The organism is Clostridium sp. AF37-5 (assembly GCF_003477605.1).
Classification (GTDB): domain Bacteria; phylum Bacillota; class Clostridia; order Lachnospirales; family Lachnospiraceae; genus Eubacterium_F.
Window position 1 is genome coordinate 114173 of sequence record NZ_QUDR01000006.1, and the last position, 15158, is coordinate 129330.

Genomic DNA, 15158 nt, shown 5'->3' on the forward strand with positions numbered 1-15158 from the left:
GTTGCTTATATATACCATAAATCTTATAAAGTGATTGCTATTTCATTATTAAAATGATAAAATATAAATACGTATACGAGTACTTATACAGATAAAAAAGCGCTACTCGAATCGGGTAGTGCTTTTTTTTATAAAAACATAAAAAAGGAGGTCAAGACATTGAAGAGACAGATGAAGAAACTCATTGTTTCCGCTGTAGCTCTTTCTCTTGTTATTCCTGCGCTTAGCGCACCAAAGGCAGAGGCTGCAAAGAAGCCATCTTTGGTAAAAAAGGTTTCTGTAAAAGCAGGTAAAACAAAGAAAGTTACAGTGAAAGGTGTTAAGACAAAGCAGATTAAGAAGACAACTTGGTCTGTGAAAAGCAAGAAGGTTGTCACGCTTTCTAAGAAAAAGAAAAACAGCGTAACAATCAAAGGTAAAAAGGCAGGAAAGACAGTTTTGACTGCCAAAATCAAAGTAGGTAAAAAGACCTACAAAAAGACTTGTAAGATTACAGTCAAAAAAGCAGGCAAAGTAACAGTAACAAAAGCACCGGTGGCAACACCGACCGCACCGGCAAAGGTAACTGATACACCGGGAGCAAAAGCTACGGCTACACCGACGGCTGCTCCGACAGCAGTTCCTACACTGCGTGCACTTGACCAGGGTTACAAAACGGCAAAGGCACCGGAAGCAAAAGACCCGGATACATTCCCTACAACAGTGCCGGAAGCAAAGGTTGACCCGGCAACAGCAACTGTGTATGATGAAGATTTTGAGGATGTAGAAACGGGTACAAAGTCGACGGACTGCGTAAACGAGGATACTCCGGATCCGGAAGGATTGAAAAGATGGATTCTTCGCGCGTTCTCAGATGATAACAACACCGGAAAAGATTATCTGGAGGTTGTTGATTCGAGTACACTTCCAACCGGCAACAGTGCAGTTGGCAAGAAAGTTCTCAAATGCCACCGTGAAGCAAATTCAAAGAGCTGGCAGGGAGCTATGATTAATCTGTCCAAGAAATTAGAAGGTGGTGCTACTTACCGCGTTTCCTTTACTGCCTACAGTGAAGTGTCTTCATTGAACTTTAACGAACAGGTGATTCCGATTGAAGGTGGCGATCAGTCGTATGCTTATATGCCGACTCGTATCACGGAAACCCGCTGGAAAACAACAAAAGGCCAGTGGAAAGATTTCGACTATGAAATCACTGTGCCGGATGACATGTACTTCTATGGATTCTATTTACAGAGTGATGATGGTACAACCGGTGATATGTATGTTGATAACATGAAGATTGTAAAAACGGCACAGCCATCCAAGGCAACGGATATTCCGAAACTGAAAGATATTTACAGTGATACTTTTGGTGTGGTAGCGGTTGGTGCATCGGCAAATGATCTTCTTGGAGATACAGCTTCTAAGTTCTTGAATGAACAGTACAATGGCATTACTCCTGGTAATGAGATGAAACCGAATGCCGTTATGGATTCTGACAAAATTGATGCAGTGCCACTTGAAGATGCCAAAGCACAAGGTTTGTATATTCCGGAAGGATATGACAAACAGGCAGATAACTCTGCAACTTATAACGTAACAGAGACTGTAGACGGAAAAGACACAATTGTTAAAAAGACAGGTGTCGTTGTTCCTAAGTTGAAGTTCGATAAAATCGACCAGATTTTGACCGAGTGCCACGCAAAAGGATTGAAGCTTCGTGGACATACGTTACTGTGGCATGCGCAGACTCCTACCTATTTCTTCCAGAAAGGATTCTCTGTTGTAAATAACAAGAGTAAGAATACTTCTGAAGAAAACATGGATTTGCGTCTTGAGTATTTTGTAAAGAATGTGATGGAGCATATTTTGAAGAAAGATTTGGAACTTGCCGGTGGCGACAAGAGCAAATGCGTTCTTTATGCTTATGACGTAGTAAATGAGTATATGCATAGCGGAAGTCCTAAGGGAACATTCTGGAATACGATTTATGGCATTACGGATAAAGAGAAAAATGCCGGTTATATGTCAAGTACCGGAGTAACGCTTCGTCCGAAGTTTGTCAAAGAAGCATTCCAGTGGGCAGATGAAATTTGTAAAAAATATGACCGCGACGATGTGAAATTGATGTACAATGACTTTAATACTTATCTTTGTCCGGAAGATGAAGTTCTTTTGATTGACTTTATTAACGAGGATGGAAAGATTTGTGATGGTCTTGGTATGCAGAGTCACTTGACGGTTGGCAATGCAGCACACAGCCCGGATTTGTATGCACAGGCACTTGAGTGTTTCCGCTCAAATATGCCGGATATGGACATTCATATCACAGAGATTGATGCCGGTTACACATCGACAGCAGATAAAGTAGTAACAGATCAGGATCAGGCTGCTTACTATGACCAGATTATGGGTGCTCTTTTGCAGAGTAAAGCAAAGGGAACAAAGATTAGCGCCCTTGTTATCTGGAGTTTGTATGATGGTGTTTCATGGCGTGCAAGCAGTGTACCTTGCTTATTCAATGGCTTGTATTCACCAAAATCTGCTTTCTTTGCAGTAGCAAACGCAAAGGATGCTTATAAGTAAATAAGAGATTCTTAAAATAAAAATACCACCCGGTCAAAATAATTTTGGCGGGTGGTATTTTTTGTGTTACATTAGATTGTCGCAATAAAGCAGCACCATTCTTTCATATAGGTCACATCAAGAATTTCAAATCCATTTTCAAGTAACGCTTCACGCACTTCGGCTTCTTTTGTATCAATAATGCCGGATGTAATGTAAAGACCGCCCTTTTTGAGGTGAGGTTTTACAACGCCTGTGAGCGGGATAATGACATCGGCAAGAATATTTGCTACCACGATATCGTGACCAGTTCCGGCTTTCACCTTCAAAAAGGCGTTGGAAATCAAATCGCCGTCATAAAGGGTGTAGTCGGAAGAAGGAATATGGTTTACGGCCATATTTTCGGCGGCAACTTTTACGGCAACTTCATCGATATCAATTGCGGTGGCGTGTTTAGCACCAAGTTTTAAAGCGGCAATTGAGAGAATTCCGCTGCCACATCCGACATCAAGGACGGAGTCCTCGGTTTTTACATATTTATCAAGTGCCTGAATACAAAGTTTCGTTGTTTCGTGGGAACCGGTGCCAAAAGCAATGCCAGGGTCTATTTCGATAAGAATATCCGAATCTTTTTCTTTTTTATATTCTTCCCAGGTTGGCTTGATGACGATATCGTCGGCAGCACGGAACGGTTTGAAAAATGTTTTCCAGTTATTAATCCAGTCTTTGTCTTCGGTTTCCGAAAGAGAAATGGTTCCTTTTCCGATTTCACAGAAAGGTTTGATTTCCTGAAAAATATTCTGTACCTGAATCATGACTTTTTCCGGGTCACAGTTTTCCGGTTCCATGTAAAAGTGAACTTTTGCAGTCCCATCGTTATCTTCCGGATCCGGCAAAATATCGACAAACATTTTTTTCTTATCTTCTTCGCTTAATGGAAGATGGTCTTCAATTTCAATTCCTTCCACGCCGATTTCGTCAAGCATATAGCTGAGCATGTCCACGGCATCTGTATGTGTATCAAGTGTAAAACGTATCCATTTCATAGAGGGTACCCCTTTCTTGTCGTATACTGGATATTATAAAGAGAAGCAGGTGGAAAGTCAAATTTATCCTTAAAATCGTTTGTGTCAAGTGTGTCGTTGGTACTTTTTTGTATTTCTGTAATTCCGTAGAAAAGCTTTGCGTCTCGTGGGCGTTCCCACTAATTGAGTGCGTAGCGGTATGGGCACTGAAACCACCAGTGCCTCATACCGACGTACTCAAAACCCACTCGTCACAAAGTTTATTTGCGGAATTACTGGAATACAAAAAAAGTGCCAACAACACTTGACACAAACTAACCTTAAAATCTACTGGAAAATCCACTGCGAATCAACTATACTTGACATATACGAAAGCAAATTAGCAAAGTGAGGAAACAGTTGTGCGCGAAAAATGGATTGTGGAAACAAAAAAGGGAGATTTTAATGGCTTGTCGGCGAAGTTAAAGGTTTCGCCGCTGGCGGTGCGGTGTCTTATGAACCGCGGTGTCGAAAGTGAGCAGGGGATGCGGGAGTTTTTATATGGTACGCTTGATGATTTGCATGATCCTTTTTTGATGAAAGGGATGGATGAGGCGGTCCGAGAGATTGTAAAGGCGAAAGAGCAGGGGCGCAAGGTGGCAATTGCCTCGGATTTTGACTGTGACGGAATTTTTTCCGCTTATATTTTGTGGAAGGGATTTCAAAGGATTGGACTGGATTCTGAAATTTTTACGCCGGACCGTGTAAAAGAAGGGTACGGACTGAATCGTCGTATTGTAGATGAGGCGCTCGCAGGCGGACGGGATTTTCTTGTTACCTGCGACAATGGAATTGCGGCGAATGAGGAAGTGGATTATGCAAAGAAACTTGGCATGACGGTGATTGTTACGGACCATCATGAGGTGCAGGAGCAGATGCCGAATGCGGATGCTATATTAGACCCAAAGCGGGATGATGAAACATATCCGTTTCGCGGGTTGTGTGGCGCCGGTGTGGCGTTTAAGCTGATTTGTGCACTGTATGATGCGCAGCAGGTTCCGGCGGAAGCTAAGGATGAATTGCTAGAATACGCCGGGATTGCAACGGTGGCTGATGTAATGGAACTGCAGGGGGAAAACCGGATTTTGGTAAAATATGGTTTGAAAGCACTTTCGCATACGAAAAATATAGGGCTTCGCGCATTGCTTAAAGTACAGGGATTGGACGATAAAGAGATTACGGCAGGACATATTGGATTTATCCTGGGACCGTGCTTTAATGCAGCAGGGCGTATAGCGACCGTGACAGAATCCTTTTCTCTTTTGATGGAAGAGGATGAAGAAAAGGCGTTAGAGAAAGCTGAAAGATTAAAAGAAATTAATGAATCCCGCAAGCAAATGACAGAAGACGGTGCGGAAGAAGCCTATTTAAAACTGGCGGAGAAAGAGAATGAAAATAAGCTTCCAAAGGTGTTGATAGTATTATTGCCGGATACGCATGAGAGTCTTGTTGGTATTATTGCCGGACGGGTGAAGGAGCGTTACAACCGCCCAACGATTGTTTTTACGGAAACGGAAGACGGTCTTGTGAAAGGCTCCGGGCGTTCGATTGAGGCGTATGACATGTTTCATGAATTGTTGGCGTGCAAAGATTTAATGGAGCGGTTTGGCGGCCACAAAATGGCGGCAGGCATGACACTTCACAGGAAGGATTTGCCGGAGTTAGAAAAGCGGTTAAATGAAAATTGTGTGCTGATAGAAGAGGATTTTCGCCCGGTCGTAAGAATTGACGCACCGATGCCGATTGGCTACATAACAGAAACTTTGTTAAGTGAAATTGAAAAAATGGAGCCGTTTGGCGTGGGAAATCCAAAGCCGATTTTTGCGGAACAGCATTTTCGTATTTTGTCGGGACGCAAATTTGGTCAAGAGGGAACGGTGTTAAAGTTACAGGTGCAAAACGATGCCGGTAATCGCATCGGAGCAGTCTGTTTCCGACGGACGGAGGAGTTTGAGCAGTTTGTCATTGCGGAGTGGGGCGAAGCTGAGTTAAAGCGGATGTACGAGGGGCGTGAAAATCTGTTAGACATTGCATTTACCTATTATCCATCGGTGAATGAATATAATGGGCGCCGTGAGTTACAGATACAAATTGCCGGTTGGTGCCGGATTCCACGATAGGAGGATAGAATATGATTGAGATTAGTTTATGTATGATTGTGAAAAATGAGGAGAAAATTCTCACACGCTGTTTAGATAGTGTGGCGGATTTGGTGGATGAAATTGTGATTGTTGACACCGGCTCCACGGATGCAACAAAGAAAATTGCGGCAAATTATACAGATAAAATATATGATTTTACGTGGGTGGATGATTTTTCGGCAGCGCGGAATTTTGCTTTTTCTAAGGCAGAAAAAGACTATATTTACACAGCGGATGCGGATGAGGTAATTGACGAGGAAAACAGAAAACGCTTTCGTGAATTAAAGGAAGTGCTTTTGCCGGAAATTGAAATTGTGCAGATGAAGTATGGCAATCAGTTGTCTCATGGAACCGCATATAATTTTGACGAAGAGTATCGTCCGAAACTTTTTAAAAGACTTCGGGAATTTACATGGATTGAACCGATTCACGAGATGGTTCGCTTAGACCCGGTTGTTTTTGATTCGGATATTGTCATCGGGCACTATCCGGAGAGCAACCACTGTAAGCGTGATTTTGCTACTTTCCGGAAACACATTCACAAAGGACTTCGGCTGTCAAAACGGCTGCATCACATGTATGCGATGGAGTTGTATATTTCCGGGGATGATGAAGATTTTTTGGAAGCGGAAGAATTTTTTGTGGCGTCTGTCATGGACCCGGAGCGGAGTGCGGATGAGATGAAGGAAGCTGCATGCGTGGTCTGCCGTGCGGCAAGAATCCGGAAGGACGCGGGCATTATGATGAAAATGGCATTGAAAGATATGCTCACCGAAGGCTCCGCCGAAATGTGTTTTGAACTGGGCGAGTATTTCCACGAGAGAGGCGATGATTCCGAGGCGTCACTGTGGTATTACAATGCGATGCATGAGGCGCCGAGCATATTGAATATTCATACGTCGACGGATTGGCCGGAGAAACGGCTGGCGGAGATTGAAAAATAGCAGATATATCGAATAAACAAGGGTAGATTTATTATTTTATCAGTTATAACTGATAAAATTCAAAATTGTTCCTTGCTTTTTTGTTGTAAATTGGATATACTATAAGTAAGAAATTGAGAAAATGGAGGGATGTTCAGTTATGATTAAACGAGAATTGTATATGAAAAGGATTCGTCCATTTATAGGAAATGACCTGATTAAGGTTATGACGGGGGTGCGGCGTGCCGGAAAATCGGTTATGCTTGAATTGGTTCAAGAGGAATTACTGGAAGCAGGTGTTATGCAGTCGCAGTTTATTTGCATTAATTTTGAGAATATGCAATATGCGCATTTACAGACAGCACAAAATCTGCACAGTGAAATTTTAGAACGTGCGGCAGAGATAAAGGGCAAAGTGTATCTTTTTTTTGATGAAATTCAGGAAGTCACCGACTGGGAAAAGTGCATTAATTCCCTTCGGGTAAGTTTAGACTGTGATATTTATATTACGGGTTCCAATGCCAAATTGCTGTCAGGCGAACTGGCGACATATCTTGGCGGGCGGTATGTTGAGTTTGTCATTTATCCGTTTTCTTTTGCGGAGTTTCTTGAATTGTACCGTCAAAAGATGCCGGATGAAACAGAGACTTTGGCATTTCAGAAATATCTGCTTTTGGGAGGAATGCCGTATTTGGCGAATCTTTCTTATGAGGAAGAACCTTCCAGACAGTATCTGACAGATGTTTTTAATTCTGTTCAACTGAAAGATATCGTGAGGCGTAATAAAATTCGTGATATTGATTTGCTGGAGCGTATTGTTGCCTATGTGATGGCGAATATCGGAACTACATTTTCAGCGTCATCGGTTGCTAAATTTTTTAAGAGTGAGCACCGGGTAGTGGCAGCAGAGACAATATTAAATTATATCAAATATTGTTGTGATTCGTATTTATTTTATCAGGTGAAACGTCAGGACTTGCAGGGCAAACAGATTCTTGCATCAAATGAAAAATATTATTTGGTGGACCACGGATTAAGAGAAGCTGCTTATGGTGGAAATATGAGGGACATTAACCTTGTGCTTGAAAATATTGTGTATATGGAAATGCTTCGTCGTGGTTATACGGTCACGGTGGGGAAATACGGAAACCGGGAAATTGATTTTGTGGGAGACAAACGCGGTGACAAATTATATGTTCAGGTGACGTATCTGTTAGCGGCAGAGGAAACGATTACAAGAGAATTTGGTGTTTTTGATTCCATACGAGATAATTATCCGAAATATGTGGTTTCTATGGATGAATTTGATTTTGGGCGCAATGGAATTAAGCATAAGAATATCCGTGATTTTTTATTGATGGAAAAATGGGATTAATATAAAGTTTTATGTGGCAAATATGGAGTAGTGGTGATATAATGATGTAAAACTGGTTTAATGTTGTTCTCTGAGGAGAAGAAAGGCGTACTTAGTGAAAATATCATATAACGGCCTAGGAAAATTATTAATTGATTATGGAATGCAAAAGAAAGATCTGATAGATAAGATTGAAGTGAGTTCTATTTCCATTGCAAAAATGGGAAAGGGTAAAGAGTGTCTTTAGGTGTATTGGAGAAAATTTGCAATTATTTCAATTGTGATATTGGTGATGTTATGGGTTTTGAAAAATGAGTATGTCTCCAAATGCGACAAAATAAAGATTGAGAGGTTATACAAATCTTAAATGAAGAAGAAAATTTACAATAACGCATTTACTCGATTCACAGACAAGAAATTTGATGAAAAGTATGCATTAATAAGTCATGCAATTCAGTTGGGAGATACAATTGACGCAAAGAAGTATCGGGATATTTTAAAGGAACATGGTATTGATGCTAGTGACTTACCTTCTGCAGAATTGTTTAACAGAGAAAATAGAATTGAATTAGTACCTGAGAAGAACAAATTTACATTTATAGATTTATTTGCAGGAATCGGTGGTTTTAGAATTGCAATGCAGAAGTTTGGCGGTCAATGTGTATTTTCAAGTGAGTGGGATGAACCTGCTAAGGAAACTTATTTTAGAAATTATGGCGAAGTACCATTTGGTGATATTACGATACCAGAAACGAAAGCATTAATCCCCGACAAATTTGATGTTTTGTGTGCTGGATTTCCATGTCAGCCGTTTAGTAATGCTGGGTTAAAAAAAGGAATTGAAGATACGCGAGGAACATTATTTTATCACATTGCGGAAATACTCCGTGATCATCAACCTAAGGCAGTGTTGCTTGAAAACGTTAGAGGACTTATCAGTAATGATAAAGGCAAAACTATTCAAACTATTTTGAGAACAATTACAGGAATGGGGTATACATGTAATGTACCACAAAATCTTATTGATAATGGGCCGGTATCAAAACTAAAAGAAGAATGTGCAAAGATGGTTTTGTGTGCGAAAGATTATGGGGTTCCACAGAATCGTCCTAGAATTTATATAGTACTTTGGAAAAAAGATTTGGATATTAAAGAATTTCTCTATCCAAAGGCAGAAAACTCAAAAACGAAAGTTTTATCCATTCTTGAAAAGAATGTTCCTGATACATTTACTATTTCGGATAAATTGTGGGCAGGGCATCAAAGAAGAAAGTTGGAACATGAAGAAAAAGGAAATGGCTTTGGGTACTGTCTATTCAATGGAGAGTCAGAATACACAAGTACTATATCGAGAAGGTATTACAAAGATGGTAGTGAAATTCTGATTGAACAACTAGGGAAGAATCCAAGGAAAATAACACCAAGAGAAGCTGCCAATTTACAGGGATTTCCTAAAGAGTTTAAATTACCGGATTCAAATACTAAAGCATATCAGCAGTTTGGAAATAGTGTTGCGGTACCGGTAGTTGAAAAGGTATCAGAGCAAATAGTGAAACAAATATTGGAGGTGTAAATAGATGTTTGCAGATTTAAACTCTCCTGCGCTTCAACCTGAAAGTATCAAGGCAGGACTTATTCCAGAAATTACAATATGCGAAGGCTTGAGAATGAAGCTGGATGAGATGTTTTCACAGGAGGAGAAAGCATATAGAAAAATTTGGGGAACAACATCAGTTGTTCAAACTGATAAAAGCTATGTTTTCTTTTCGAATCAATGGCTGTATCTGGCTGTAATGTGTAAAAAATATGCACAGGCTTTGTATCAGTATTGCGACTTTTTTGATAATCATATGAGGGCAGATACTGATGTGATGAATTGTGTTAAGGCACAGGATTATAGCGGATCTGCATACGTTAATTTATTTGACTCCGATGATGATAGAGAATACATGAAAAAATTCATTAACGGAGATCCGGAGTTTAGACCAGGTAAAAATCTTGTTAATACCGGAGATAAAATAAGATCATGTAAGGATATCTTTGGTTCCTGTGTTTTAGCGAAAATGGATGTTCCTAATGCCTCATCTGCATACTTGGGAAATCTGGTTTATTATCTTGCGAAAAGACCAGCACTTTATGATGAACTTGAAATTGAAATTTCTGGTCAGACTGAAGTGTTGGATTCAGTGATTAAGCTGCCAGCAGTGGTGAAGGATTGCGCGAAAGCAATTGTTGATTACATATATAAGTTAGATGAGTTCGAGAGTATTGTTGAACGAATCGAAGTTATGGATCAGAGTGTGAAGATTAATACAGGAAATACAAATGGACTGTTACCAGAAGGAAATTGGTTGCGGTATATGTTCGTACGTCCATCGTCTGGAATGTTTGATTCAGAATCATCAAGTGATAAAACTAGAGTATTTGATACAGAATATCTTATAAAGGTAAATGATAAAGAGTATAGATGCAAGTTAACTACTGAATGGGTTGGAACAGAAATAACTGAGGGAGCACAGGGCAATAATTATTTGCAGGCGCTTATAAAACTTGTTGGGCGCTATTATTCTGATGTGCTTGAAATAAAGGAAGAGGGTGGAATCTATTATCTTCATGTGGTGAAGAGAGAATTCCTCATTTCAGATTTACCGGATGCATTTGATTCTGTTTTTGCTGAGAGATATATCACATCACTTTTGACAAAACCATTTGTAATTTTAACCGGTAATAGTGGTACAGGTAAAACTAGAATTGCAAAACAATTTTCACAGTACCTTGAAAGAACAATCGATGGTAAAAGGAATTGGTTAATTGTTCCGGTTGGTGCAGACTGGACGGATAATACTAAAATGCTTGGATTTTATAATCCCCTTGAAGCAAAGTATGTCTCAACTCCAATACTGGATTTTATACTTCAGGCTATTAAGAATCCGACAGTGCCATATTTTCTTGTACTTGATGAGATGAATTTGTCGCATGTAGAAAGATATTTTTCGGACTTTTTGAGTGCAATGGAGTCAGATGAAGAGATACCACTTTATAAGGTATCTAGCGAAAAAGTAAAAGATGAGGAAGAGACATCTATTCCTGAGAAAATACGACTTCCTAAAAATCTGTTTGTAACAGGAACAGTTAATATTGATGAAACAACATATATGTTTAGCCCGAAAGTATTAGACCGTTCTAATGTTGTTGAATTTAAGCCTGAAAAGGAAGCTGTATTGAGCTTGATAACAGGTTCTATTGATGTGAATGATGTTTCTCGTGCAGGAAATGGAGTAGCTGAGGGCTTTATAAATCTTGCGGCTATGATAAGAAATGGAGTTTGCAATGTTGGACAATTAAAGCTTAAACATGTTTTGGAATTTCTTGACAGTATTTACGAGGAGCTTCAGGAAAGCGGATTCGAATTTGCATATCGTACCGTCAAGGAAATCCGTCAGTATTTTGCAGCAGCATGTGAGTTGCAGAAAGAAGAATTTAATCTTACAAGAACAATGGATGAACAGATCGTTCAGAAGATTCTGCCTAAGATATATGGTGATAGAAAACAGATAGGAGAGTTATTGAATACTCTTGAAGAAAAGTGTCAAAGAGGAATCGAGGGAGATTCAGAAGAAATGACTTTGTCATTGAAGAAGATAGAGCAGATGAAGAAAAGACTTGATAAGTATCAGTACGCAAGCTTTATGTAAGAAGGTGTTTTTATGGGTATAGCAGCAGTTTCATTTAAAGATAAAAATGGAATAGAGTTCGTGATTTATCCGCAGGGTGAATGGGATGCCATTAACTTTGATGCGGCTACTTTAGAGAAAGACATAGATATGACTGCCTATGGAGAAAAAGAACCTGCATCTAAAGCTGCGTTATGCAAGATTGATATTGCAACTTCAGTGGATGGGCAAAAAATATTAAGACTTCGCGAAACGGCCACTTATACTTGTAGATTAAAGGATGCCAAGCAAGATGGTTCAGATCAGATTTGCAAAAATCTTGTTTTCCCAAATGAGAAGAACAATAAATTTCTCAAGGTAACAAGAGATAGAGATGCATTATCTTTTAGATTTATAAATTACCTTGGAAGAACACATTTAAAGAATTCTACAGATGAAACTGTGGCAGATTTTGAAATAGTACCTCGGAAAATGAATTATGAAGAGGACTATATTGAACTAACTAAAAAGCTTGCTGAAGAGTGTGCTGAGATTTTGTTGGAATATTCAGGTGTTACTGTGAACAGATTTGGTACATCTGATACAAATAGTGCCGAGACTCTTTTTGAACAGTTTATGTTTTTGAGAGAGTTTTGTTACTTACATAATTTACAGGCTCTATTTGGTCATATAAAACGTAACCCTGATAGAATGCTTGTGAATGATGAAGTTTTGAAACCAACTGGGCAGGGGACACCAAGCGCAAGCTTTTATTCTAATCCCTTTTCGTATAGTAGAGGTTGGCAGATAGTAAATGGAAAGCCTATGCCGCAGGAAGTTTCAGTAACAAGAAAGTATGATAGCCTTGATACTGTAGCAAACCGTTTTGTGAAGTTTGCTCTAAAGAAATTTAACCTGATATGTAGAGAACTTTGTTTTAGTCTTGATGCTGCAAAAGGTAAAAGTGTAGAACAGAACATGTATACAGAGTGCTATCGCGAGGCTCTTGAAATTCAAAGAATCACTGATGATATTTTACGAGACCATTTCTTTGATGACGTAAGAGAGCTTACGATAATGCCTCAAAATAATCAGGTGCTTGAAAAGAGAGAAGGATATAGGCAAGTATTTTACGCAGCAGCTATGGTTGATCTTGCTCTTCAGTTGAATTGGGAGGGTGAGCAGGAAGTTTATAGTGGCGAATCTAAAAATACGGCACTGCTATATGAGTACTGGCTGTTTTTTGAACTTAGAAAAATTATCAGTTCAATTGATAATAGCCAATGCATACAGGCTGCAGAGAAGCCGTTCATTAATATTGATAATGGACTGACTATGTCATTAAGGGAAGGTCAGACTTCTTGTCAGGCATTTCTTCTTCCTGATTTGGGTACTAGGGTAAATCTGTATTACAACAGGACTTTCTCAAGAGAAGAGTTTTCAAATACAAAGTATGCAGGTTCATATTCAAGACCGTTTAGACCGGATTACACGCTGGAGATTTATCCGTCAGATTATCTCAAACCCGAAGATGCTGTCAGAGAAGGTGCAGTAAGCTACATTCATTTTGATGCGAAGTATCGAATAACCGATCTCAGAACATTTATTGGACCGGATGAAAATGAAATGACAGAGGAGCAGATAAAAGAAGAAGTTGAAAATGATAAGCAGGACAGCGTAACAAATACATACAAGCGTGGAGATCTTCTTAAAATGCATACATACAATGATGCAATTAGAAGAACGGTAGGAAGTTATGTTTTGTATCCAGGTGATTATGATTCAAAAACAGAGAATTATAGACTATTCGAAGAAGTGCTTCCAGGAGTAGGTGCTTTTGCAATCAAACCAAGCATTCAAGAGGATAGTGAAAATGCATTGAAGGATTTTATTTCTGAGATTATTGAAGCTCGTAGTAGGAAGTACAGCAGACTTAATCGTATGTTATCATATAGTAATATTGTTCTTGGGGAACCGGCGATAAGTATGCTGGATAAAAGAACTTCCGGAAAGGATAAGGACAACAAGAATATTCATAGTGACCTGTGTGTAATCGGCTATTTAAAACCTGATTATTATGAAGTGTTGGGGAAAGCTGGCCTTTTATCTGAAGGAAAGACTCTTGTTTTTTATTACTATGCAATCAAAGGTGAATCTGTGTATTCACATCATGTCGCCATAGGAAAAGCAAAGTATATTCGCTTTTATCAGAATGATATTAACGCTACGGGCACATATGAAATAGAGCCGCTTAAAGGGATCATAAAATCAAGAGAATTGGTTTCTAAAAAGCAGTTGGATGAATTGTTGACAGAGAGTGGCTCTAATGATGGTAAAGAAAGAACGGCAGATTTTTACTACGTTCTTAAGGTTGAGATAGTAAATTGCAATGAGCCAAAGATTAGCTGTAAGAATAGTGATTTAAATGGCATGGATGGAAATGATACATTCAGTCCGCATTCACCGAAGGTTGTAAATGAGGATTGGTTAGAAATGAATTTGACAGCGAAAGAAGCGACTAGAGGGGGACTATAATGGAAAAAATATTTGATAAAAAGAATGTAATACTTATCAGAGTTGATGATTCTGATTTGGCTTCTTTTCTTGTTGATTCAGATATTAATGATACAGGGGATTATGAATGGAGAATCAAAGAATTAGCAGAAGCTGTAATAAATGTTGTTCCGGAATATGTATTTGCAAATCATATGGGAGGAAGCATTTTACAGACCGATATAATTGATGCAGTGAGAGAATCAGCAAAAGCATTATATAAAGTAAAAGAATATGATCTTATGAGACGTTACTGTATTGATAATGATCAAGATGCTTTAATTGAATTGCAAAAGGGTGGGTATAAAAACAGAGGTGAATTTGGTGAATTGTTGTTGCATCTTTTGCTTCGGGAATATAAAGGGACAATCCCGCTGATATCAAAAGTCTATTTTAAAGATTCACCTGGAGTACCGGCACATGGATATGATGCGGTACATATTACACCGGATAAACAAATACTTTGGCTTGGGGAGAGCAAATTATATGGAGATGTAAAAGATGGTTTAAAAGCGCTTTTACAAGATTTAGATGAGCATTTTAAGAAGGATTATATAAATGAACAGTTTTCAATCATTAAAAAGAATCTTGAAAACCATTCCATCCCTCAAAGAGATGAGTGGGTTGGCAAGCTTTCAAAGTGTAATAAATTATCAGAACAAATAAAAATGATTAATATTCCAATGCTATGCGTATACCCAGATGATATTTATCGTAAATTTGCTGATACTGCAGATTCTCAGGCGTTTACTTACCATGAAAAGAGCATAAGGAAATTAAAAAAGTTTTTTGAGGATAATAATCATCATCCATTAAAAAGTAATCTCAATGTAATTCTTTTTATGTTTCCGATTAAGGACAAGATGGAGTTTGTTACGGAATTACATAAGAGATTATGGCATATGCAAAATCTGTAGAATTGGGGG

10 protein-coding genes are annotated in these 15158 nt (G+C 38.9%); 9 read left to right on the forward strand and 1 reads right to left on the reverse strand.

What is annotated here, in order from left to right:
• The first annotated feature begins 159 nt into the window (after positions 1–159).
• The gene (locus tag DW019_RS05865; protein ID WP_117478659.1) at positions 160–2565 is read left to right on the forward strand and encodes an endo-1,4-beta-xylanase; all 2406 of its coding nucleotides are present in this window, start codon (positions 160–162) and stop codon (positions 2563–2565) included.
• A 71-nt stretch (positions 2566–2636) separates the two neighbouring features.
• On the opposite strand, the gene prmA is transcribed toward DW019_RS05865, so the two are convergent.
• Positions 2637–3590, reverse strand: coding sequence for a 50S ribosomal protein L11 methyltransferase (gene prmA / locus DW019_RS05870; RefSeq protein WP_118442796.1), 954 nt, complete (start codon positions 3588–3590; stop codon positions 2637–2639).
• A 380-nt stretch (positions 3591–3970) separates the two neighbouring features.
• Here prmA and recJ point away from each other — a divergent pair, with 380 nt between their 5' ends.
• The 8 genes from recJ (at position 3971) to DW019_RS05910 (ending at position 15149) form a co-directional block, all read left to right on the forward strand.
• Entirely contained in the window at positions 3971–5728 is a 1758-nt protein-coding gene (recJ, locus tag DW019_RS05875) for a single-stranded-DNA-specific exonuclease RecJ (protein WP_118442797.1), read from the forward strand.
• 11 nt (positions 5729–5739) lie between these two features.
• Positions 5740–6693 carry a glycosyltransferase family 2 protein gene (locus DW019_RS05880; RefSeq protein WP_118442798.1) on the forward strand — a complete coding sequence of 318 codons (954 nt, stop codon included), beginning with the start codon at positions 5740–5742 and terminating at the stop codon, positions 6691–6693.
• A 139-nt stretch (positions 6694–6832) separates the two neighbouring features.
• The gene (locus tag DW019_RS05885) at positions 6833–8047 is read left to right on the forward strand and encodes an ATP-binding protein (protein ID WP_118442799.1); all 1215 of its coding nucleotides are present in this window, start codon (positions 6833–6835) and stop codon (positions 8045–8047) included.
• 216 nt (positions 8048–8263) lie between these two features.
• Positions 8264–8341 (forward strand): helix-turn-helix transcriptional regulator, encoded by a 78-nt coding sequence (locus DW019_RS15720; RefSeq protein WP_347474406.1) that lies wholly within the window; start codon positions 8264–8266, stop codon positions 8339–8341.
• Positions 8342–8393: 52 nt separating this feature from the next.
• On the forward strand, positions 8394–9599 hold the full coding sequence (locus tag DW019_RS05895; protein ID WP_118442800.1) for a DNA cytosine methyltransferase: 1206 nt from the start codon (positions 8394–8396) through the stop codon (positions 9597–9599).
• A gap of 4 nt (positions 9600–9603) precedes the next feature.
• A complete protein-coding gene (locus DW019_RS05900) occupies positions 9604–11721 on the forward strand; it encodes an AAA family ATPase (RefSeq protein ID WP_118442801.1) in 2118 nt (705 codons plus the stop codon).
• 12 nt (positions 11722–11733) lie between these two features.
• Positions 11734–14214, forward strand: coding sequence for a DUF2357 domain-containing protein (locus DW019_RS05905; RefSeq protein ID WP_118442802.1), 2481 nt, complete (start codon positions 11734–11736; stop codon positions 14212–14214).
• Positions 14214–15149 (forward strand): DUF1837 domain-containing protein, encoded by a 936-nt coding sequence (locus DW019_RS05910; protein ID WP_118442803.1) that lies wholly within the window; start codon positions 14214–14216, stop codon positions 15147–15149. The genes DW019_RS05905 and DW019_RS05910 overlap by 1 nt, the downstream gene beginning before the upstream one ends.
• Positions 15150–15158: the final 9 nt, after the last annotated feature.

Bases quoted from the DNA above. Each gene is read 5' to 3' on its own strand.
- DW019_RS05895 (WP_118442800.1), top strand. From the start codon at position 8,394: ATGAAGAAGAAAATTTACAATAACGCATTTACTCGATTCACAGACAAG.
- DW019_RS05910 (WP_118442803.1), top strand. From the start codon at position 14,214: ATGGAAAAAATATTTGATAAAAAGAATGTAATACTTATCAGAGTTGAT.
- prmA (WP_118442796.1), bottom strand. From the start codon at position 3,590: ATGAAATGGATACGTTTTACACTTGATACACATACAGATGCCGTGGAC.
- DW019_RS05900 (WP_118442801.1), top strand. From the start codon at position 9,604: ATGTTTGCAGATTTAAACTCTCCTGCGCTTCAACCTGAAAGTATCAAG.
- DW019_RS05905 (WP_118442802.1), top strand. From the start codon at position 11,734: ATGGGTATAGCAGCAGTTTCATTTAAAGATAAAAATGGAATAGAGTTC.
- DW019_RS05885 (WP_118442799.1), top strand. From the start codon at position 6,833: ATGATTAAACGAGAATTGTATATGAAAAGGATTCGTCCATTTATAGGA.
- DW019_RS05880 (WP_118442798.1), top strand. From the start codon at position 5,740: ATGATTGAGATTAGTTTATGTATGATTGTGAAAAATGAGGAGAAAATT.